This is a genomic window from Rhizobium sp. AC27/96 (assembly GCF_001692325.1).
Classification (GTDB): Bacteria; Pseudomonadota; Alphaproteobacteria; order Rhizobiales; family Rhizobiaceae; genus Rhizobium.
Map to the genome: position 1 here is coordinate 383,336 of NZ_LXKN01000001.1, position 19,192 is coordinate 402,527.

Consider the following 19,192-nt stretch of genomic DNA (forward strand, 5'->3'; position numbering starts at 1 on the left):
GGCGCCATTGCCGCCGTGATTTGAAGCGAGTAGAGAAGGCCTGAATGCAAGTTGCGCCGGTGGGGTGCGAAAAAGGAATAAGACTGCGTGTCCGAGAAAGCCGTAAAACAGCAGAATGCTCTGTGGGAAAATATCAAGGTCATCGTTCAGGCACTCCTCCTGGCCATGATCATCCGCACGGTTCTATTTCAGCCATTCACCATTCCGTCCGGCTCGATGATGCCGACGCTCCTGGTCGGCGACTATATCTTCGTCAACAAGTTCGCCTACGGTTATTCGAAATATTCGCTGCCGTTCTCGCCGGACCTGTTCAACGGCCGGATCTTCGGCAGCGAGCCGAAGCGCGGCGATGTCGTGGTGTTCCGCTTCCCGCCAAATCCTGATGTCGACTACATCAAGCGCGTCATCGGTCTCCCCGGCGACCGTATCCAGGTGAAGAACGATATTCTCTATATCAATGGTCAGGCCGTACCGCGCGAACCGCATGGCACCTTCGCTTCGGATTATAGCCAGGAACCGGGTGACAACATCGCAGTCTACAGCGAGCGCTTGGCGGATACGGGCAAGGTCTACGACACGCTGGATCTGTCGCCGAATTCGCGTGGGGATAACACCCAGGAATATGTCGTGCCGGCAGATCACTATTTCATGATGGGCGATAATCGCGACAATTCCGACGACAGTCGTTTCGACGTCGGTTATGTGCCGGCTGAGAACCTTATCGGCCGTGCCAGCATCATCTTCTTCTCGCTCGGCCACGACACGTCGTTCCGGGAAGTCTGGAAATGGCCGACCAACATGCGTTGGGATCGCCTCTTCAAGGTTGTCGAATGACGAAAGTGCCGACGCTCTCGCAGGCGGATCGTAGCAAACTCGAATCTGCGATAGGCTACGAATTCGTCGAGAAGGATCGTCTCGATTGGGCGCTGACGCATGCCAGCGCCCGCACCAACAAGACGGATAATTACGAACGGCTGGAATTTCTCGGTGACAGGGTTCTCGGCCTGTGCATTGCCGAACTGCTGTTCAGAACCTTTACGACGGCGACGGAAGGTGAGCTTTCGGTGCGCCTGAACCAGTTGGTCAGCGCCGACACCTGCGCTGAAGTTGCCGACGAGATGCAGCTGCACCTCTATATCCGCACTGGCGCCGACGTGAAGAAGCTAACCGGCAAACGCATGCTCAATGTACGTGCCGATGTTGTCGAAAGCCTGATTGCGGCAATCTATCTGGATGGCGGCCTCGAAGTGGCCCGCAAGTTCATTTTGCGCTATTGGGAGCGTCGCGCCGTTCGGCCTGATGGCGCAAGACGCGATGCCAAGACGGAATTGCAGGAATGGGCGCATGCGAAATTCGGCGTTACCCCGGTCTACAGGGTTGATGATCGCAGCGGACCGGATCATGATCCCCGCTTCACGGTAACCGTGGAAGTGGCGGGAACGGTGCCTGAGACAGGAATTGATCGCTCCAAACGCGCAGCCGAGCAGGTTGCGGCGACGCGGATATTGGAACGAGAAGGTATATGGCAGCCTCAGTCAACTGAGAAATGACTGCCTGGAAACGACGGAAAAGATGACCAATCAAGAAGACACGCCCACCGATGACGGTGCGGCTGAACACATCGGCCCAACCCATTCAGGCTTCGTGGCCCTCATCGGCCCGACCAATGCCGGCAAGTCGACGTTGCTCAACCGCCTCGTGGGCGCAAAGGTTTCCATCGTCAGCCACAAGGTGCAGACCACACGCGCGATCGTGCGCGGGATTGCCACCCACAATAACGCGCAGATCGTGTTCATGGACACGCCCGGCATCTTCAAGCCGCGCCGCCGTCTCGACCGCGCCATGGTGACGTCTGCCTGGGGCGGTGCCAAGGATGCCGATCTCATCATGCTGCTGATCGACAGCGAGCGCGGATTACGTGGCGATGCCGAAGCCATTCTCGAAGGGTTGAAGGAGGTCTTTCAGCCGAAAATCCTCGTCCTCAACAAGATCGACCGTGTCCGCCGCGAAGATCTGCTGGCGCTGGCCGCTGCCGCCAACGAGAAGATCGAATTCACACAGACCTTCATGGTATCGGCCGAAAACGGCTCCGGTTGCGATGATGTGATGGATTATCTGGCAAAGACCTTGCCGGAGGGGCCTTGGTATTATCCGGAAGACCAGATTTCCGATCTGCCGATGCGTCAGCTCGCCGCCGAAATCACCCGCGAAAAGCTGTTTCTTCGCCTGCATCAGGAACTTCCCTACTCCTCGCATGTTGAGACGGAGAAGTGGGAAGAGCGCAAGGACGGCTCTGTTCGCATCGAACAGGTGATCTATGTCGAGCGCGAAAGTCAGAAGAAGATTGCGCTGGGCAAGGGAGGCGAGGCGATCAAGTCGATCTCGACCGCATCGCGCAAGGAACTCTCGGAGATCCTCGAGCAGCCCGTACATCTCTTCCTTTTCGTCAAGGTACGCGAGAATTGGGGAGATGATCCCGAACGCTTCCGGGAGATGGGGCTCGAATTCCCGCGTTGATGGAACTTTGATCCGCTGAGCGCTTTATATTGCAGCAGTTTAGCGGGCGCGTCGCCTGGGCTGAAGCAACTCAGGGGAGCGTTTCATGGCGAGTGCCGCGGCGATGCATGGGCAGCGAACCTCTTGCCAGGAATGTCCGTTGAGATCGCTCCCGAGCTTCCGGGAATTCGAGCGCGATGAACTGAGTTTCATCAGCCGCTTCAAGAAGGGCGAACTCCTTGTCGACGCCGGCGCCACGATTTTCCTGGAGGGCGCGCATAGCGCCCATCTCTTCACCATCCTGTCCGGCTGGGGCTTTCGCTACAAGACGCTCGAGGACGGGCGCCGGCAGATCCTCAACTATGTGATGCCGGGCGATCTCATTGGATTGCAAGGCTCGATCATGGGTGAGATGCAGCACTCCACCGAGGCACTGTCGCCAATCTCGCTCTGTGTTTTCGAGCGTGCGGAATTGATGACGCTTTACAATTCCCACCCTTCGCTTGCCTTCGATCTCACATGGATTGCAGCTCGGGAAGAGCGGATACTGGATGAGCATCTGCTGAGCATCGGGCGCCGGTCGGCAATCGAGCGAGCAGCCTATTTGATCGCATACCTTTATCAACGCGCCAGCGGCCTTCACCTGTTCAACGGCAGCAAGGTCATCCCGATCACGCAGCAGCATGTTGCCGATACGCTCGGCCTCTCCGTCGTCCATACCAATAAGACACTGAAAAAGCTGGCGGAACGCGGATTGATCGCCTGGCAGGAGCGTGGCTGCAAGGTTCTCGACGCGCAAAAACTCGCCGAGGTCGCAGATTGGGGCGGTCTTGATTCGGGAAGCCGACCCTTCATCTGACCACAATTCATATTGACGGTAGTATGTCTTTTTTAAATGCTGGTACCAACTGTATCAGCATAGATTACTGTCATGGTCACTTTTCGACCAGTTTCACCTTTTACTAACCCCGGCGTCAAAAGCGATTGGAGCATTTTGACCAGCCCATAGTACCGCACTGCAAAAAGTGCGAAGCGGTTTGGAGGCGAGGTCATGTTGCAAGAGACTGAGCCGGCATGGATGGTTGCGACCATCCACAAAATACGGGCCGATGATTGGTGCCGGAGGGATAGATGTGGGACTTGGTTACGGGCAGGATTGCTTGGTGCGGGCGTGCAGGGATGGCGTTGAGATGACGTCGCAGCGCGTTCTTATTCTTGAAGACAATCTCATTATTGCCATGGAAGCGGAGGAAATACTGCACCTCGTGGGGATCGAGCAGGTGGAGATTGCCTCGAATCTGGAACAGGCCGTTAACGCCATTCATTCCGATAGTTATGATTTCGCGATGTTGGACGTCAATCTCGGAGAGTCGACAAGTTTCGGCTTTGCCCGGCTGCTCGCTGAGCGCGGCATCGCCTTCGGTTTCGTCAGCGGTTATTCCGATACGCTCGATTTCCCGCCGGATCTGCGGCATGTGCCGCTTCTGAACAAGCCTTTCGACGAGCAGTCCATGCGCCTCTTCATCAAGATGCTGGCGGCAGGCGGCACTTCCGCCATGTGACAGCCGCGGCCATTTGCCCTAAACTCGAATCGAGACATTCTTCCGGGGCAGATCAGCCGATGCAGTGGCAAGACCATGCGATTATTTTGGGCGTCAAGCGCCTCGGCGAGACGAGCGTCGTCGCCGAGGTGATGACGCGCGCCCGTGGTCGTCATATGGGCCTGGTGCGAGGGGGGCGATCTCGCGCCATGCAGCCGGTGCTGCAGGCGGGAAACTTGGTCGAAGTCACCTGGCGGGCAAGGCTGCATGAGCATCTCGGCGAATTCCGCATGGAGCCGGTCGCGCTGAGAGCCGCACGCCTGATGGAGACCGCGACAGCCGTCTATGGTGTACAGGCGATGGGCGCGCTTCTGCGGCTGTTGCCGGAGCGTGATCCGCACCCACATCTCTATGACGCGCTCGATGTGATCCTCGAAAACCTGCAGAATCCCACCGATGCCGGCGAGCTTTTCGTGCGCTTCGAACTGGCTGTCTTGAACGATCTCGGTTTCGGCCTCGATCTGACCGAATGCGCCGCGACCGGCATCCGCGAGGACCTGGCATTCGTTTCCCCGAAGACTGGCCGTGCCGTCTGCCGTGCGGCTGGTCTGCCATGGGCCGACAAGATGCTGACGCTACCGCCGTTTCTGGCGGCCGGAGCGGTGGTCGCGGCAGACAGCGAAAGCCTGGCCGCGGCCTTCCGCCTGACTGGCTTCTTTCTGCATCGCCATGTCTATGAGCCGCGCGGCATAGAGATAGCCGCCGCGCGCGAAGGCTTTATTCAGGCGGCGATGAAGGCTATTGCGGTCACTTCATTGGACAGCCGTATGGTTTCGCCCGGCCTTGTCGCCGAAGGCTGACAAGGCGAACGCAAGCCGCTTCAAGGAACATACGTTGATCGTTACCGCCGCTTGAACGCCCAACCTTCCGGCCGCCCCTCGAGCACGGTGACCGTATCGCCGATCTTCACCGAGCCTTCGCCGCGCGGAACGGCGTTCCAGCCGAAGAGCGGGCCGGGAACTCGGCGGTCGGCGGACATGCGGATACGGCCCATGGCGGGCATCGGGTTCGGCACATCACGTGATCCGGTCGTCTGATCCTGCGTGGTCATGATGCAGCGCGCGCAGGGCTTGACGAGATCGAGGCGGATGCCGCCGATCTCGATCGCCGCCCAGCGGTCCTCCGGCCATTCCTCATCGATATCGATGACGATATTCGGCCGAAAGCGCTCCATGCCCACGGCGCCTTCGCCATGGGCGGCGAGATTGGCGTTCAGCGCTTTCAGCGATCCGGTCGTGGTGACGAGGATCTGATATCCATCGGCGAAGGTGACCGGTGTGTCTTCGCCCGCCCATTCCGGGCTGGCTATGCGCTTGGCAAGCCTGTCAAAGAAAACCATCCGGACCTCGCGCCCCAGCCAGGCCGAGAGGGCTTTATTGGTCGCGTCGTCGGCGACGGAAGCGCTGACCGGCGATTTCCAGACGACGACATCCATGCGGTTTTCAGGGTGAGGCGGCGGCACGATGATATCGGCTTCTCCCTCCATCTTCAGACGCAGATAGGAGGGGGCCGGCTGGATTTCGATCCGAGCCAGATCCTGCAATTCGCGTTGCGTGAAGAAACGGCCGGAAGGATCGACCAGCATGGCACGGCGATCTCCGGCGAGCCCAAAGGCGTCGACGGCCGTCGACGGAATGGCGATGCCGCGCGCGCTCTTGAGGGGATAGATGAAGAGATCGCTGACCTGCATGATTTGGCCTCAGATTTCGTCGATGAACATTGCCAGCACCGTTTTCAGCCGGTCGTGCCTTGCGCCGGCAAATCTTCGGCCGGTCGCGGTCTGGAACCCATCCGCCAGTTTGAACAGCTTTGTCTCGAAATGGTCAATGGCGAAGCGCTTGTCGTCGAGCGGGCGTTCGGTTGCGAGCGGGTCGAACGGGTCGTAGAGGCCTGAACCGAGGCGACCGGCAATATAGAAGCAGCGCGCCGCGCCGACCATGCCGATCGCATCCAGCCGGTCGGCATCCTGCAGGATTTTCGCTTCCAGCGTTTCCGGCGGAAGATTGGCGGAGAAGCTGTGCGTGGTGATCGCATGCGCCGCCGCTGAGATATCGGCATCGGCCCATCCGAGCTGCTGCAGTATGCCGGAGGCTTTCTCCGCCGCGAGCCGGGATGCCTGCGCGCGAAGCGGCGAATTCTTCTCGACGGCGACACAGTCATGCAACAATACGGCCGCGGCGAGGATGCGGGCATTGCCGCCATCCTCGGCCTGAATGGCCATGGCATTCCTGAAGACGCGCAGGATATGGGCAATATCGTGCGAACCGTCATCACCATCGGCCGCATGGGGGATGAGATCCGCAGCCAGCGTTTCGAACGGGGCAAAGGCCCGCGCCATCCTGTTGATATCCATTGTCGCACTCGCTCCGGAATGATCTGTCGGCAGGGTCTCCGTCCTATCGGGTCAAAGGATTCGCCGCAATCATCCCGCCGTTTTCTTGCGCGTCAGGATCTTCTGATAGAACAGGCCAATGCCGATCAGCACGGCACCGAGGCCAATGAAGGACAGGGCCCGCAGGAAGCCTTCGAGGTTTGCCATGTCGATCAGGAACGCCTTCAGGACAGCGATCGAGACCAGCGCCGCCGAGGCGATGCGCAGGCTGCGTGCCTCAAAGCGGGTGCCAAGCCCGAGGAGGGCAATGCCGATCAGCAGCCAGACGAGCGAATAGGAATAGAGCTCGCCCTGGATGAAGCCATTCCAGAAGGGAATATATTCTCCCTGCCAGAAGCGGCGAACCGACAAGGTCGCCCAGGCGAAGGCCATCACGGCTCCGGCGATGGCCAGCATGCCGACATAGGGGAGTGGCCGCCGATTGCGTACGAAGAGCGCCAATCCCCCATAGGCGGCGGCGGGCAGCAGATAACCTAGCAATAGCAGGTTGAACACCGGGATGCGGCCCGTGCTTTCACCCGTGATGAAGGGGTTCAGTCCCAGCAGATGCGTTGTCAGGATCAGGACGACAGAGAGGGTACCGAGGGCCATGCTGCCATAGCGGAAGACCGGGCTTGCGGCGCTGAGATCGAGCGCCATCAGCGTCGCGGAGGCGCCGATCGCCAGCAGGGTATAGATCGATTGTTCGCCGAGCGTCGGCACGGCGTCATTCAGCACGCCGCCATTCATGGCGTGACGCACCAGGATGGCGATCGTCAGCAAGACGAGGAAGGAAGCCAATGCCTGTAGCGCACTGCGCAGCCGGATATCCGAGGTGCCGCGCACCATGAAGGCCGCCCAGGCGGCCAGCGCTGCGGGAATGCCGTAGCCTGCCAGCAACATGTTGAAGACCGGTGTTGTGCCGAGCTCGCCCGGGTCGACGATGGTCGGCTGCCAGGCGATGCGCCCCATGGTGATGATCAAGGCTGCGACCATGGTCCAGGGGAGGACCGGCCAGTTTCGCACGCGCGCCGCCAGGAGATAGGCAAGGCCGAGGACCGGCAGAAGCATGGTGGGCACGGCATGATGCGCAAGCGTGTGCAAGGCAAAGACCATGGCGGCGAAGGAGCCGGCAGTAAGGATGTTGGTCGGCAGGTTCAGCCGGTCGCCCGAGCGGCGATATTGCCATTCCGCAAGCGCGATCAATACGATACCGAGCCCGATGCCGTAGAAGCCATGCGGCCAGTCGAGCATCCAGTTGCCGAAATTGACGAAGCTGATCGTGGCGATCGCCAAGGGCGTCGCTGCCATGACCAGGCTCCAAAGCGCCGCGAAGGGCTTCTCGCTCTCTGCGAACCGGTTGAGAAAGAAGCCACCGATCAGCACGAAGATGGCGCCAAGGCCAAGCGCTTCATAAGGCACGATATCCTGCACGGCAACGATCATCGCATCGCTGCCGCTGGGCTCGATGCTGCCGACCCAGTTCGTCAGGACCCCGAACACGCCGACAACGGCGATGACAGCAGACAGGATTGCCGCCCAGGCCGCAAAGGAGCGGCCGGCACCGAAAGCGGCCACCACTGCGACGATCGCCGCGAACATGAATGTGGCCTCGACGATGGGATATCCATACTGGAGGCTATAGGTGAGCAGGCAGAGGGATACGACGAGGGCACCGATCGTTGCCGTGAGCGTCATGCCAAGCGGCGGTCGGGCAAGGAACATGCCCCAATCACCGCCGCTCGCCGGCTGCTGCGGATCGGCCTCTGTCTTGGTCGCAGTGCCATCCGCCGTGTTTGCTGACGTCAGGTAGCGTCCGGGCCAGATGAAGATGGTGCCGCCGATCATCACCAGCATGGCAAGCGTAACCGGCGTGAGGTCCACGACCGGGCTATAGGTAATGTAGAACAATGGCCAAAGGCTGAGCAGCGCATTGGCGAGCGAGGGCGCAATGTGCCAACGGCGCAGCCGAGATGCCAGCAGGGTCACCAGCCAGGTCAGAACAAGGTAGCCGAACAGGACCCAGGGCCGCGGCGCCGTCGACGCGATCAGGGCAGGGGTGACCATGGAGGCAAGCAGGCCGAGGCCCGCCAGCGCCTGTCCGTGCAACAGCGACAGCGCGACCGTGGCAAGCGAGATCAACGCAAGCAAAATGAAAGCCGTTGCCGGCCCGATGAAGCCATAAATACCATGTGCCGCATAGGTCGAGCCGAACAGCGCTACGACACCCGCGGCCGTCAGTACGCCGGGGATCATCGCGTTCTGGAAAGCATTGCCCAGCAAAGGCGCCGAGCGGCGGCGGATGACTTCGCCAGCTGCGACCAAGATCAGGCCGAAGATCGCTGCAAGCACCAGACGGACGCCCGGGCTCAGCAATCCGCTTTCGATCGAATATTTGACCATGAAGATGCCGCCGAGCGCGAGCGCGATGCCGCCGACCCACACGGCCCAACGCGCGCCGATCGTGCTTTCCAGGCTCTCTCGCGGCTGCACCGTTTCCGGCGCGGCGTGGCTCGGACCGCCATCCGTTAATGTGTCGGCAATGTCGCGTGCAGCGATGGAAGGCTCTTCGGTTTCGGCGGTCGCAGGGGCTTCGATTGCGGCTTCGTGCGTCGAGGCCTCCTCGTAGCCTGCCGGCAGCTCTGTGGTGGCGGTTCCCGAATCCGTCATCAGGGCCGATTCGCTCGCATCCACGGTCTGGAGCTTGCCGGCGAGGGCATTCTGCAGCTCCTGAACGCTGCTTTCCAGTCGCTTCATCCGCAGGTTGTATCCGCGCAATACGAAAATACCGACGATCACGACGACGAGCGGCAACAGTTCCATCATGTCCTCTCCCTGGGCAATCCGCTGCACAATATACCAAACGGGTTGCACGGTAAGGGTAGATAATCAAATTTGCCTATGATTCCAGTGGATTATGCCGGTAGTCAAGTTGGCGTCACAATGGAGAAATATTAGTTAATTCCGATTTACTACTTGAAAACTATGGTTAATGATCATTAACAATTTGTCTTTACCGGCGCGGCGAAGCAGCTTATCAAGAACACATAGTTTAACCCTGAATGTATTGCGTGCAAACGACGTCGCATGAGGCGGCTCCTTCCACAGGAGGTTTGTATGTCCCATGTTTCTTCCACATCCAACAGCTCTTATCCGTATCGCGGCACGCTATCGCGTCTCGATGCCAATGGTGACGGCGTCCTTAGCCGTGAGGAGCGCGAAGCCAGCGAACGCCCTGGAATTCTCGAAGAGAATGATGGCGGCAGTGGTAATAATAGCTCCGGCAGTGCCCTGGGCAGTCTGATGGCCAAGCTCATGCAGCTGCCAAGTGCCGAAACCGCATCCAGCGCCAAGCTGCCGCAATCGAATGTGGCATTCGATATGGACCTGCTGTCGCCGCTGGATGCCTATAACAGCACCTACGGCCAGTACGATGTCGATAGCATCGCGGCCTGAAATAGCCGATTTCGGCTGATCATGTTGGCGGTCTGCCGGATAATGGCGGGCCGCTCTATCTGTTTGATGCAAATTCATTTTCCGGCCCTCGGAACACTCCTGCCTGAAATGCGTTGGGCATTGTCAACGCAACGAGGGAGGACCGTTTCATGAAACGGACGATGATGATCGCGGCAATTCTGGCCCTGGCCGCAGCCACGCCGGCGGCTGCGCAAGGCCAGAACACGGCCACAGCAGATTTTGTCGGCCTTGATGGCAAGCCGGCCGGCCGGGCGACACTGACCGAGGGCAAGGCGGGTGTGCTGATCGAGATGGAAGTCTCGGGCCTGCCGACCAATCGCTGGGTTGCTTTCCATATTCACGAAAATAGCAATTGCGACCATGCGCACGGATTCGAATCCGCCGGCGGGCATTTCAACCCCACCAAAGCGGACCACGGTTTCCTTGCGGCAAACGGACCGCATGCGGGCGACATGCCCAATCAGCATGTCGATCAGGACGGCAAACTGCACGCACAGGTGTTCAACGGCATGGTATCGCTCAATGGTAAAAACGGTATTCGCGGCCGCACGCTGATGATCCATGCTGAGTCGGATGACTATCGCAGCCAGCCTGTTGGAGGCGCCGGCAAGCGCTTGGCATGCGCGGTTATTCAATAGCCGGGCCGGCAAGGATGATTCGCTCTTTTGCCTCTGCATATGCCTAGCGGGGGTTGTCTCCGCTAGGCATATGCCCACCGCCAATATGATTCGATAGCTGTCAATTAGGGTTAATAATGAATTAACACCTATCTTTGATCGCGTGGCCAAATCGACCTATTCTGCCCTCAGTTGACTAAGCGTGCCGGGGGGCAGTCGAACACGCCGATGGCGTTTGCTTAGGAGATTTGGATGAGTGGCGTTTCTTCAATTGGAAGCAGCATGACGGCTGCCTCGTACAGTCCCCTTGATAAGAACCAGGACGGCGTTGTGGATGCCCAAGAATTGCAGGAGGCTGCGCAATCGGGCCTTCTGTCGGCAAGTATCCTCAATGACGAGGATAGCGACAGCAGCAGCGATCCAAGCGCCACTGATGTCTTCTCCGGCAATCTGGCGTCGATGCTGCTGCAAATGCAACAGGGCAGCGCCGGCCAATCCGGCTCGTCGACGTCAACCGATGGCTCCTCGGACCAATCGCCCATGGACCAGCTATTTGCAAGCCTCGATAGCAATCAGGATGGCAAGGTCTCGGAGACGGAGTTCGTTGCGGGCCGACCCAAGGATATGAGCGAAAACGATGCGGAGAACCTGTTCCAGAGCATCGATGCCCAGGGTTCCGGTTCACTGACCAAGGATCAGTTCGCCGAAGGTCTCGATGCGCTTAAATCCTCGGACGCTTCCGCCGTCGATATGCTGTCATTGGAGCCGGCATCGAGCAGCAGCACCGACACAAACTCGGTAACGGCTGCGGAAGATGCCGCGATGGACGCCTTCCTTAGCCAGATGCAAAACCCGACAAGCCTTTATCAGAATACCTATGGTCAATACGACCCTGACCAGACGAGCAATGTCGCGGCCTGATCGGCAGACAATGGATTTGTCATGAGACTTGCGGAGGCTGAACAAACGCAGCCTCCGTTTTTTGAACTATCGCTCGCTACCCCAATGGCAGCACGAATGGCGCATTGCCGTCGGCATCGGCACCGCGGCCGATCTCCTTGACCGCAGCCACCAGACGACCGTCTCGATCCAGCATCTTGTCGCCGATCGCGATCAGCCGTGTATTCGGTGTGGCGAAAGGGGAGGCCAAACGCAGGCGACGGGCAAGCGCCAGATCATCCTGCTCCGGCTGGACAGCGAGAGCAGCGATCAACGCTGCGGCGGGCGATCGTGAAACACCCATCCAGCAATGGATCAGCAAGGGCGACGTCCGGTCCCATTCCATCGCAAAATCGATGATCGCACGAACATGCGCCTCCTGCGGAGCCACGAGATCACCCGTGCCCGCGAAGCTGATATCGTTCATGTTGAGCAGCAGATGGCGATCCGCCCTGATGACGGCAGGCCGATGAAAGGTCTGCTCCTTGGCTATCAGGCTGATCATCTCGCGGGCCTTGTGGCGAACGGCCATTTCGGCGATGCGCGCCAGAGGTGACACGACAATCGTGGTCACGCTTCCGTCCTTATCGCCGCGCGGTCGGCCTCGATCTCCTCGAAGCGCTGCAGGAACAGCCGCTGCGCCTCGATTGCCGGCATGGGCTCGATCGGTAGCATCTCGCGGGTAATGTCGCGGGGCTGACCGAAGAACTTGCGCGCTTCCTCCGGCGTGAAGCCGGTAAGCAGCGTCGCTTCGAAATAGGCCGAGACCGTATCTGCCTTCTTGATCTTTTCCTTCAGCTGCGGCGCGCAATGCGGCGGCAGGGCAAAGCGTCGATAGATCGCCGCCTCAAGCCGTTTTTCCACTTCCTTGTAGTCGCCGCCAACAACGGATTTGAACGGCGAGATCATGTCGCCGATGACATATTCCGGTGCGTCATGCAGCAGCGCGGCCAGCAGCTCGTCCGGCGTTGCCGGATTGAGATGGCGAAAGATCGCTTCGACGACCAGACTGTGCTGCGCGACGGAGAAGGCGTGGTCGCCGGAGGTTTGGCCGTTCCAGCGCGCGACGCGGGCAAGCCCGTGGGCAATATCGCTGATCTCGACATCAAGAGGCGAGGGATCAAGCAGATCGAGCCGACGCCCGGAGAGCATGCGCTGCCAGGCGCGCGGAGCCTTGCCGGATGTCATGCCGAAGCCTCGTCAGCCGAGGCCGGGAAAGTGAGGCCAGACCAAGCCGGCAGCGACACTGATACTTCGACGTCACCAGCGAGGATCGGTGTACCCGCGGCAATCGCTTCGCCAGCGCGGTCGATGCGGATAATGGCAAGGCCCTTGCTGCCCACTACCGAGCCCAGCGATCCCATCGGCTTGCCGCCGGCGGTGAGGTCGGCTCCGGATGAAGGAAGATCCGCATTACCCCTGACGGTGACGACACGTCTGCGCGCCGTGCCGCGATGGTGCATGCGGGAAACGACTTCCTGGCCGATATAGCACCCCTTGCGAAAGCCCAGGCCGCCGTTCAGGTCCATCAGCACATCGTGCGGAAACGCATCCTGCAGCGGAAAATCACGGCCGGAAACGGCGATGCCATTGGCGATGCGCAGCGCGTCGTAAAGCGCCTCAGAATCGTGCCCATGTTGGCCCGCCACACGCGTCAGCGCTACACCTGCCTTGAGAAAACGGCTGTCCTTTGGACCTTCGCCGGCTTCATCGGCCCAGGCAACCGTGACACCTTCGGCCTCCGTGGCGGTGAACTCGACCTTGGCGCGCAGTCGATACATGGTGAGCCGTTTCAGCAGGCCTTCCTGCTGAGCTGTGTCGGTTTCGATGAGAAAGCCGGCACCGTCCCGTCGGATCATGAAGTCGAACAGGATCTTGCCCTGAGGCGTCAGCAAGGCGCCGGGGCGTACCTCATCCGCGCCGAGCGAGACGAGATCGGTGGTGATGAGATTGTGCAGAAAAGCTTCCGCTTCCGCGCCGGTGACGTGGATAAAGGAACGCTCTTTCAGGAATACGGCTGGCATGATGGATCCGCTGATTTGGCCTATGCCTCAGAGGTAGGGCCTTCGGCCGGGAACCGCAAGTTCCCGGACTGGATCATTCGCCCGAGGTAAAGAATTTCCAGCGGCCGTCCGGCGTGATGCCGACGCGATAGAAATTATAGCCGCCGAATTCCAGCATGTCGGCGTAATCGCCCGCTGTCACGATGCGCATCAGGTCGACCTTCTCTGGCGTGGAGAGTGTCTTGATGTCCTTCTGTGCGAAGTAGGGCCATATATAGATCTCGTCAGGCGTACCCTGGCCGACATGGGCGAAACCGGTCGACATGATATCGAGAAGGATCGACATGATCTCGATGCCATCGGGATCGCCCGAAAGATCGTGCAAAGTCTTGATCGGATCTTCGCCGGGGTCGTCGGCAGTGACCTGGGTCTGCTTGAGACCGGCGCCGACATTCATCAGCGGCCGTAAGCGCTCGAGATCGCCGGAAGCGGCGGCCTCTACGATCGCCGCGCGGAGCTTTTTTACCGGCTCGGGCGCCTTGTCGATATCGTAGAGATATTCAACGGATTTGCTTGTGCTCGGTGCGTCAGAGCTGCCTTGGCCCGCCTGCTTGTTCACCAGCGGATCCGGCATCGGCAGTGCATTGTTCGCTGGGGCTTCCAATGCCTGCTCAATCGGCTTGTCGTTCTTTTGCTGGCTGGGTGTGCCGGCTGCTTTCGGCAATGGAGCCGGCGGGTTGAGCTGGGAGAAGGCCAGGGCCGGCAACGGCACGGCGGCGCTGCTCAATAACAGGGTGGCAGCGGCAAGCGAGGCAATGGAACAGCGGAACTCATTGCCCGGAAAGATACGCATCAGCAATCTCTGATTGTTATTGCAGGGTACGGTTCGGAGAGAACTCGCCAGCGAGCATGCGTTCGCGAAGCGATTCGAGCAAGGCTTCCGCGCCCTGTTCGCCCTGATTACGAATTGTCTCGCGAATCGCGTGAGCAATGGCAGCATCGGCAATAATTTCCGGTTCGATACCGTCTGCCATGCCGTCGGCCCAAGCTTCATTCTGGTATTCCAGCGCTGCCTGCATCTTTTCATGGACGATCATGTCGTCGATTTCATTCAGGCTGGTTTCCATTGTTTCTTTCCTCGAGACGTTCATGTCCTTACCACTTGCTTAATAACTTTATCAGCCTTTTCCCAAAACGACACGGCTCGGTACGAAAAGGGGTTAATAAAACGTTAATTTCCAAAGCGCGCGGTGATTTCTGTGGCCAGTGTTGCACCTTCGTTACGGTATCGCTCCTCGGCAACGAGGGCCTGCGGTGTGCAATTGGCGTAAACCGATGCAAATGATCTATACCCACGGTTGAATGAGGCCGTCAGCCTCTCCTTCCGTTTCTGCTCGCCCTTCGTCTCGGTATCGAGCAATTGCTGCATGTCGCCGCGCCATCCGTCTTCCCGTGTGGCACTGCATAGATTGCGCAAATAATCGATCGAGCCGAGAATTTCGGCAAGGCGGGAAATTTGCTCGTCATAGGGCGTGGGCCGTTCGGCGTCCGCATTGTCGGGCGCCTGCACCGGCGGCGCATTCGCTGCAGGCTGTGCCGCCGCGGGAAATGCAGCAGCCAGCCCAATGCAGATCAGAAGCGATTGCCGGAGACGGTTGTGAATCATGGCGTCAGTTGACCGGACAAGCATGACGGGAACAAGGCGTCAGGCCGGCTTTTCACCCCGTTATTGCTCCATATCGTTAATTTGGCGGCCGGATTGCGTTCCTGCAGCGGCAATCCTTTCGACACATTCGAGCACACTTGCCGGCACGGGGAGGGCACGAATCTCCTCCAGCGAGTACCAGCCGATGGCAGCGGCGTCGTCGGCAGCCTCCGCTATCGCATCCTTGTCGGCATCGACGAGGAAGACCGACAGCAGAAAATGGCTCGTCAGCGTACCGTCTGCCGCGTGCGAACGAAGGTCATAGGTTTCGAACAGGCGAGGGTTGCGCGCCTTGATGCCGGTTTCTTCCTTGAACTCGCGCAGGGCGGCTTCATCAGGCGTTTCGCCTTCTTCGGCCCTGCCGCCTGGAAAGGCGTACATGTCGGCCGATGGCGGGTTGCTGCGCAGCACCAGCAGGAAATGGCCGTCGCGTTCAAGAATGGCGGAGGAGGCGGGGCGGGGAAGAGACATCATCGGGTCGGTTCGCATTCGCATGACAGGACTGGAGGCAATGGCTAACGCCATTATCGGCCAATCTCTACAGGAAACGACCCTTGCTGTCCCCTTGGAAAGCCCCTTAACTCGTGGCCGACAGAGGCGACGATTCGGATGCGCCGCATGCACGAGTGACCATGGGGATGATCTACGGACTTTATGCTCTGGCGGCTCTGGCCGAAATTGCCGGCTGCTTCGCCTTCTGGGCCTGGCTCCGGCTGGCAAAGCCGATCTGGTGGCTTGCTCCCGGCCTGGTGGCGCTGGCCCTGTTCGCGTGGCTGCTGGCATTGGTGCCGAGCGAAGCCGCCGGACGCACTTTTGCGGCCTATGGTGGCGTCTATATCGTTGCCTCCATTCTATGGCTCTGGCTGGCGGAGGGCCGCTTGCCGGATCGCTGGGATATTTCAGGCGCAGCCATCTGCCTTGTCGGTGCGGGTTTCATTCTCTTCGGCCCACGCGGCTGAGCTTCTGCTTGACCCGGCGCTTTCCGGGTGCAAAACAAACCCCATGTGCGGACGCTTTGCTTTGACATCGACGGCGGACTATGTGGGCGAGGCGTTGGGCGTTCTGTTGCGCGACGATTTTCCCGCGCGCTTTAATATCGCGCCAACGCAGCCGATCCTTGTCGTTGTTTCAGGCGACAGGCAGCAGCCGGGCAGCAATCTGCCGGATCGCCGCGCTCTCTTGGTTCGATGGGGTTTCTTGCCCGGTTGGGTAAAGGACCCGAAGGAATTTCCGCTTCTGATCAATGCGCGGGCCGAAACGGCGATCGGCAAGGCGTCTTTCCGTGCTGCCATGCGTCATCGCCGCATCCTCATTCCGGCCTCGGGCTTCTACGAATGGCACCGGCCCTCGAAGGAAAGCGGCGAGAAATCGCAGGCCTATTGGATCAGGCCGCGCAGGGGTGGGGTCATTGCCTTTGCCGGGCTGATGGAAACCTGGTCGTCGGCCGACGGCTCTGAGGTGGATACCGGCGCGATCCTGACGACCGCCGCAAACAGCACCATGCGGCTGATCCATGATCGTATGCCGGTCGTTATCCAGCCGGAGGATTTTGCCCGCTGGCTCGATTGCAAGACGCAGGAGCCGCGCGAGGTCCTGGATCTGATGGCACCGGTTCAGGATGATTTCTTCGAGGCAATTCCGGTTTCGGACAAGGTCAACAAGGTTGCCAACATGGGACCGGATCTGCAGATGCCGGTAGCGGTCGAGCCGGTGCGGAAATTGCCAAAGAAGACAGATCCCGACGATGGCCAATTAAGCCTTCTCTGAGCGGCCGCCATTCGGCGACCGGCGTCGGGATGCCTCAGCGCCAAGTGGGCTTGGCACGCAGTCAGTCGATTATCGAACTTAAGCGATTTTCTTCTTCAACGGCTTCTTCAGCATCAGGTGAGCTGCAAGCACGGCCTTCAGGCCCAGAGGGCGATAAAGCTTGCTCGGATCGATCTTTGCCTGCGGTTGTGCTTCTTCGTCTTTCTTCTGCGTCATGATTAACTCCTCACCATGCTCCCCCGGAGCATTTCGCGATTCACTGCCGTGCATCGCTATCTCGTGATAAATCATGACAAATCGAAGGCGTTGGCCAATCAGCTTTTGTAAACAATGACCATATTTCGAGAGATTAGCATCGAATCTTCGCGTAAAATCCGTCCTGACGAGATGCTAATATTCGGTTAAGTACATCGGTTGTGTGCACGCCTACTAGGGCACAGCGGCCATCTCGATCCAGCTGATTGCTAAGGGAAACTTACAGACTGCGGTTGCGAACAAGGGTGCCTTCAGAGCCTTCACGCCGGGCGCTTTGCGCGCCCCTCAGATGTGCCGGCCGATATCGTCGTTGGAATCGTCGACGTCCGGATCGCCCGGTCCATTGATGGTGTAGGTTCCGTATTTCTTCGCCCAGGAACGCGCGCCCAGTGGCAGCGACAGCAGATAGACGACAACGGTCACCACCATGACATGCCATGTATAGCTCATCAGCAGCGCCACATAGACGACGAGAGCAAGCATGATCGGCAAGACGAGGTCTCGCCGGATGCGGCTGCCTTCGGACTTGCCCGACCACACCGGCAGGCGGCTCACCAGCAAGAAGCCGATGAGGACGGTGTAGGCGGCGCCCCAATAGGCAAACGTCCTGTCCGGCGTCAGTCCGAGGAAGCCGAGATAGACCGGCAAGAGCACCAGCATGGCGCCGGCCGGCGCCGGGACGCCGACGAAATATTCCGATTGCCAGGAAGCCTTGTGCTCACGCTCGACCATGACATTGAAGCGAGCGAGTCGCAGGGCAGCGGCAATGGCGTAGATCAGCGCCGCGATCCAGCCGAGCGAACGCGCCTGATCGAGCAGGAAGATGTAGACGACGAGCGCGGGCGCAACGCCGAAATTGACGATATCGGCGAGCGAATCCATTTGCGCGCCGAATTTGGACGTCGCCTTCATCAGCCGCGCCACGCGCCCGTCCACACCATCGAGGAAGGCCGCGACCAGCACCGCGACGACCGCAAGTTCGTAGCGATTTTCGAAAGCAAGGCGGATACCCGTCAACCCCGCGCAGATGGCCAGCACGGTGATCATGTTCGGCACGATCAGCCGCAACGGAATTTCCCTGAGGCGCGGCCCGCGGGCTTCGTCGTTGGGACCATGAGGCTCAAATGGCGGAAAGGGCGTCTTCATGTCACTCGTTTTCCTGAGGCTCAGCTGCGGCGGCTAACGGTCGGGCCCTTGGTGGAGCCGAATTCGGCAATGACGGTTTCGCCGGCAATCGCCCTTTGGCCGACGGCAACGCGCGGAGAAGCACCTTCCGGAAGGAAAACGTCGAGACGCGAGCCGAAGCGGATCAGGCCGATACGCTCGCCAGCGTCCAGCGGCTCGTTCGGGTTGACGAAGCAAAGGATGCGACGGGCGACGAGGCCGGCAATCTGCACCACGCCGATCTCGCCGTGCTTGGTCTCGATGACGAGGCCGTTGCGCTCATTCTGCTCGCTCGCCTTGTCCAGTTCCGCATTGAGGAAGCTGCCTTGACGATACGCGATATTGGTGATGCGGCCGCGCATCGGCGAACGGTTCACATGGCAATCGAAGACATTCATGAAGATCGAGACACGCAGCATCGGCTCGCTGCCGAGGTTAAGCTCGGCCGGCGGCGTAACCATCTGCACACCGGAAACCTTGCCATCCGCCGGCGATATCGCCAGATCGTCGTCCTGCGGCGTCATGCGCTCGGGATCGCGGAAGAAATAGGCGCACCAGAGTGTCAGGATCAGACCGATCCAGAAGAGCGGCTTGAAGATCCAGCCCAGCACCAGCGACGCGACGAAGAAACCTGCAACGAAGGGATACCCCTCCTTGTGCACCGGAACGATGACGTTGCGCACGCTGTTCAACAAGCTCATCTACAGCCTACTCCGTTAGGGCGCCCTTGCGAAAACCGAACCCCGGTTGCCGCGCGACATCGCGCCAGTCAAAAGATGAGAACAAGATAAGCGGTC

At 59.7% G+C, this 19,192-nt stretch carries 24 protein-coding genes; 11 read left to right on the forward strand and 13 right to left on the reverse strand.

What is annotated here, in order from left to right; all coding sequences use genetic code 11:
• Window positions 1-87: 87 nt before the first annotated feature.
• From lepB to recO, 6 genes are all read left to right on the forward strand, one after another.
• Complete coding sequence (lepB, locus tag A6U86_RS01910; RefSeq protein ID WP_068385579.1) at window positions 88-834, forward strand: signal peptidase I; 747 nt, start codon at window positions 88-90, stop codon at window positions 832-834.
• Window positions 831-1,550 carry a ribonuclease III gene (rnc, locus tag A6U86_RS01915; RefSeq protein ID WP_068385581.1) on the forward strand — a complete coding sequence of 240 codons (720 nt, stop codon included), beginning with the start codon at window positions 831-833 and terminating at the stop codon, window positions 1,548-1,550. The genes lepB and rnc overlap by 4 nt, the downstream gene beginning before the upstream one ends.
• A 22-nt stretch (window positions 1,551-1,572) precedes the next feature.
• Window positions 1,573-2,517, forward strand: coding sequence for a GTPase Era (gene era / locus A6U86_RS01920; RefSeq protein ID WP_068385583.1), 945 nt, complete (start codon window positions 1,573-1,575; stop codon window positions 2,515-2,517).
• Window positions 2,518-2,602: 85 nt separating this feature from the next.
• Window positions 2,603-3,355 (forward strand): Crp/Fnr family transcriptional regulator, encoded by a 753-nt coding sequence (locus A6U86_RS01925; RefSeq protein WP_068385585.1) that lies wholly within the window; start codon window positions 2,603-2,605, stop codon window positions 3,353-3,355.
• Window positions 3,356-3,686: 331 nt separating this feature from the next.
• The gene (locus A6U86_RS01930) at window positions 3,687-4,058 is read left to right on the forward strand and encodes a response regulator (RefSeq protein ID WP_068385587.1); all 372 of its coding nucleotides are present in this window, start codon (window positions 3,687-3,689) and stop codon (window positions 4,056-4,058) included.
• A 59-nt stretch (window positions 4,059-4,117) separates the two neighbouring features.
• Window positions 4,118-4,897, forward strand: coding sequence for a DNA repair protein RecO (gene recO / locus A6U86_RS01935; protein ID WP_068385589.1), 780 nt, complete (start codon window positions 4,118-4,120; stop codon window positions 4,895-4,897).
• Window positions 4,898-4,938: 41 nt separating this feature from the next.
• Here recO and A6U86_RS01940 read toward each other — a convergent pair whose 3' ends face one another.
• From A6U86_RS01940 to A6U86_RS01950, 3 genes are all read right to left on the reverse strand, one after another.
• On the reverse strand, window positions 4,939-5,787 hold the full coding sequence (locus tag A6U86_RS01940; RefSeq protein WP_068385590.1) for an MOSC domain-containing protein: 849 nt from the start codon (window positions 5,785-5,787) through the stop codon (window positions 4,939-4,941).
• 9 nt (window positions 5,788-5,796) lie between these two features.
• Window positions 5,797-6,450, reverse strand: a complete 654-nt coding sequence (locus A6U86_RS01945; protein WP_198929013.1) for an HD domain-containing protein — start codon at window positions 6,448-6,450, stop codon at window positions 5,797-5,799.
• A 69-nt stretch (window positions 6,451-6,519) separates the two neighbouring features.
• Window positions 6,520-9,294, reverse strand: coding sequence for a DUF2339 domain-containing protein (locus A6U86_RS01950; RefSeq protein WP_244509818.1), 2,775 nt, complete (start codon window positions 9,292-9,294; stop codon window positions 6,520-6,522).
• Between the two features lie 291 nt (window positions 9,295-9,585).
• Here A6U86_RS01950 and A6U86_RS01955 point away from each other — a divergent pair, with 291 nt between their 5' ends.
• The 3 genes from A6U86_RS01955 to A6U86_RS01965 all read left to right on the forward strand — a co-directional run bounded on the left by A6U86_RS01955 (window position 9,586) and on the right by A6U86_RS01965 (window position 11,483).
• Window positions 9,586-9,924 carry a hypothetical protein gene (locus A6U86_RS01955; protein WP_068385593.1) on the forward strand — a complete coding sequence of 113 codons (339 nt, stop codon included), beginning with the start codon at window positions 9,586-9,588 and terminating at the stop codon, window positions 9,922-9,924.
• Window positions 9,925-10,073: 149 nt separating this feature from the next.
• Window positions 10,074-10,583 (forward strand): superoxide dismutase family protein, encoded by a 510-nt coding sequence (locus tag A6U86_RS01960; protein ID WP_068387694.1) that lies wholly within the window; start codon window positions 10,074-10,076, stop codon window positions 10,581-10,583.
• A gap of 261 nt (window positions 10,584-10,844) precedes the next feature.
• Complete coding sequence (locus A6U86_RS01965; RefSeq protein ID WP_244509819.1) at window positions 10,845-11,483, forward strand: EF-hand domain-containing protein; 639 nt, start codon at window positions 10,845-10,847, stop codon at window positions 11,481-11,483.
• Window positions 11,484-11,559: 76 nt separating this feature from the next.
• Here A6U86_RS01965 and A6U86_RS01970 read toward each other — a convergent pair whose 3' ends face one another.
• The 7 genes from A6U86_RS01970 to A6U86_RS02000 all read right to left on the reverse strand — a co-directional run bounded on the left by A6U86_RS01970 (window position 11,560) and on the right by A6U86_RS02000 (window position 15,683).
• Window positions 11,560-12,075 (reverse strand): tyrosine phosphatase family protein, encoded by a 516-nt coding sequence (locus A6U86_RS01970; protein ID WP_068385595.1) that lies wholly within the window; start codon window positions 12,073-12,075, stop codon window positions 11,560-11,562.
• Entirely contained in the window at window positions 12,072-12,689 is a 618-nt protein-coding gene (locus tag A6U86_RS01975) for a YfbR-like 5'-deoxynucleotidase (RefSeq protein WP_068385597.1), read from the reverse strand. Before A6U86_RS01975 ends, A6U86_RS01970 begins: the two co-directional genes overlap by 4 nt.
• Window positions 12,686-13,525, reverse strand: a complete 840-nt coding sequence (locus A6U86_RS01980) for a folate-binding protein YgfZ (RefSeq protein ID WP_068385599.1) — start codon at window positions 13,523-13,525, stop codon at window positions 12,686-12,688. The genes A6U86_RS01975 and A6U86_RS01980 overlap by 4 nt, the downstream gene beginning before the upstream one ends.
• Window positions 13,526-13,598: 73 nt before the next feature.
• Window positions 13,599-14,357, reverse strand: coding sequence for a hypothetical protein (locus A6U86_RS01985; protein WP_068385601.1), 759 nt, complete (start codon window positions 14,355-14,357; stop codon window positions 13,599-13,601).
• A gap of 16 nt (window positions 14,358-14,373) precedes the next feature.
• Window positions 14,374-14,631, reverse strand: coding sequence for a hypothetical protein (locus tag A6U86_RS01990; protein ID WP_068385602.1), 258 nt, complete (start codon window positions 14,629-14,631; stop codon window positions 14,374-14,376).
• Between the two features lie 104 nt (window positions 14,632-14,735).
• Window positions 14,736-15,170 carry a TIGR02301 family protein gene (locus tag A6U86_RS01995; RefSeq protein ID WP_068385604.1) on the reverse strand — a complete coding sequence of 145 codons (435 nt, stop codon included), beginning with the start codon at window positions 15,168-15,170 and terminating at the stop codon, window positions 14,736-14,738.
• A 60-nt stretch (window positions 15,171-15,230) separates the two neighbouring features.
• Window positions 15,231-15,683: an NUDIX hydrolase gene (locus A6U86_RS02000; protein WP_068387696.1), complete on the reverse strand. Its 453-nt coding sequence runs from the start codon at window positions 15,681-15,683 to the stop codon at window positions 15,231-15,233.
• 164 nt (window positions 15,684-15,847) lie between these two features.
• On the opposite strand from A6U86_RS02000, the gene A6U86_RS02005 reads away from it, so the two are divergent.
• Together A6U86_RS02005 and A6U86_RS02010 are read left to right on the forward strand one after the other, a co-directional pair.
• Entirely contained in the window at window positions 15,848-16,168 is a 321-nt protein-coding gene (locus A6U86_RS02005) for a YnfA family protein (protein ID WP_068385606.1), read from the forward strand.
• 43 nt (window positions 16,169-16,211) lie between these two features.
• Window positions 16,212-16,976 carry an SOS response-associated peptidase gene (locus tag A6U86_RS02010; protein ID WP_068385607.1) on the forward strand — a complete coding sequence of 255 codons (765 nt, stop codon included), beginning with the start codon at window positions 16,212-16,214 and terminating at the stop codon, window positions 16,974-16,976.
• Window positions 16,977-17,054: 78 nt separating this feature from the next.
• Here A6U86_RS02010 and A6U86_RS35540 read toward each other — a convergent pair whose 3' ends face one another.
• The 3 genes from A6U86_RS35540 to A6U86_RS02020 all read right to left on the reverse strand — a co-directional run bounded on the left by A6U86_RS35540 (window position 17,055) and on the right by A6U86_RS02020 (window position 19,096).
• Window positions 17,055-17,192 (reverse strand): hypothetical protein, encoded by a 138-nt coding sequence (locus A6U86_RS35540; RefSeq protein ID WP_169055450.1) that lies wholly within the window; start codon window positions 17,190-17,192, stop codon window positions 17,055-17,057.
• A gap of 324 nt (window positions 17,193-17,516) precedes the next feature.
• Complete coding sequence (pssA, locus tag A6U86_RS02015; protein ID WP_068385609.1) at window positions 17,517-18,377, reverse strand: CDP-diacylglycerol--serine O-phosphatidyltransferase; 861 nt, start codon at window positions 18,375-18,377, stop codon at window positions 17,517-17,519.
• 20 nt (window positions 18,378-18,397) lie between these two features.
• Window positions 18,398-19,096, reverse strand: a complete 699-nt coding sequence (locus A6U86_RS02020; RefSeq protein WP_068385611.1) for a phosphatidylserine decarboxylase — start codon at window positions 19,094-19,096, stop codon at window positions 18,398-18,400.
• Window positions 19,097-19,192: the final 96 nt, after the last annotated feature.

What these genes read in the sequence shown, in the direction of transcription:
- rnc (WP_068385581.1), top strand. Translation starts at nt 831, where the DNA reads ATGACGAAAGTGCCGACGCTCTCGCAGGCGGATCGTAGCAAACTCGAA.
- era (WP_068385583.1), top strand. Translation starts at nt 1,573, where the DNA reads ATGACCAATCAAGAAGACACGCCCACCGATGACGGTGCGGCTGAACAC.
- A6U86_RS01925 (WP_068385585.1), top strand. Translation starts at nt 2,603, where the DNA reads ATGGCGAGTGCCGCGGCGATGCATGGGCAGCGAACCTCTTGCCAGGAA.
- A6U86_RS01930 (WP_068385587.1), top strand. Translation starts at nt 3,687, where the DNA reads ATGACGTCGCAGCGCGTTCTTATTCTTGAAGACAATCTCATTATTGCC.
- recO (WP_068385589.1), top strand. Translation starts at nt 4,118, where the DNA reads ATGCAGTGGCAAGACCATGCGATTATTTTGGGCGTCAAGCGCCTCGGC.
- A6U86_RS01940 (WP_068385590.1), bottom strand. Translation starts at nt 5,787, where the DNA reads ATGCAGGTCAGCGATCTCTTCATCTATCCCCTCAAGAGCGCGCGCGGC.
- A6U86_RS01945 (WP_198929013.1), bottom strand. Translation starts at nt 6,450, where the DNA reads ATGGATATCAACAGGATGGCGCGGGCCTTTGCCCCGTTCGAAACGCTG.
- A6U86_RS01950 (WP_244509818.1), bottom strand. Translation starts at nt 9,294, where the DNA reads ATGATGGAACTGTTGCCGCTCGTCGTCGTGATCGTCGGTATTTTCGTA.
- A6U86_RS01955 (WP_068385593.1), top strand. Translation starts at nt 9,586, where the DNA reads ATGTCCCATGTTTCTTCCACATCCAACAGCTCTTATCCGTATCGCGGC.
- A6U86_RS01960 (WP_068387694.1), top strand. Translation starts at nt 10,074, where the DNA reads ATGAAACGGACGATGATGATCGCGGCAATTCTGGCCCTGGCCGCAGCC.
- A6U86_RS01965 (WP_244509819.1), top strand. Translation starts at nt 10,845, where the DNA reads ATGACGGCTGCCTCGTACAGTCCCCTTGATAAGAACCAGGACGGCGTT.
- A6U86_RS01975 (WP_068385597.1), bottom strand. Translation starts at nt 12,689, where the DNA reads ATGACATCCGGCAAGGCTCCGCGCGCCTGGCAGCGCATGCTCTCCGGG.
- A6U86_RS01980 (WP_068385599.1), bottom strand. Translation starts at nt 13,525, where the DNA reads ATGCCAGCCGTATTCCTGAAAGAGCGTTCCTTTATCCACGTCACCGGC.
- A6U86_RS01985 (WP_068385601.1), bottom strand. Translation starts at nt 14,357, where the DNA reads ATGCGTATCTTTCCGGGCAATGAGTTCCGCTGTTCCATTGCCTCGCTT.
- A6U86_RS01990 (WP_068385602.1), bottom strand. Translation starts at nt 14,631, where the DNA reads ATGGAAACCAGCCTGAATGAAATCGACGACATGATCGTCCATGAAAAG.
- A6U86_RS01995 (WP_068385604.1), bottom strand. Translation starts at nt 15,170, where the DNA reads ATGATTCACAACCGTCTCCGGCAATCGCTTCTGATCTGCATTGGGCTG.
- A6U86_RS02000 (WP_068387696.1), bottom strand. Translation starts at nt 15,683, where the DNA reads ATGATGTCTCTTCCCCGCCCCGCCTCCTCCGCCATTCTTGAACGCGAC.
- A6U86_RS02005 (WP_068385606.1), top strand. Translation starts at nt 15,848, where the DNA reads ATGATCTACGGACTTTATGCTCTGGCGGCTCTGGCCGAAATTGCCGGC.
- A6U86_RS02010 (WP_068385607.1), top strand. Translation starts at nt 16,212, where the DNA reads ATGTGCGGACGCTTTGCTTTGACATCGACGGCGGACTATGTGGGCGAG.
- A6U86_RS35540 (WP_169055450.1), bottom strand. Translation starts at nt 17,192, where the DNA reads ATGACGCAGAAGAAAGACGAAGAAGCACAACCGCAGGCAAAGATCGAT.
- pssA (WP_068385609.1), bottom strand. Translation starts at nt 18,377, where the DNA reads ATGAAGACGCCCTTTCCGCCATTTGAGCCTCATGGTCCCAACGACGAA.
- A6U86_RS02020 (WP_068385611.1), bottom strand. Translation starts at nt 19,096, where the DNA reads ATGAGCTTGTTGAACAGCGTGCGCAACGTCATCGTTCCGGTGCACAAG.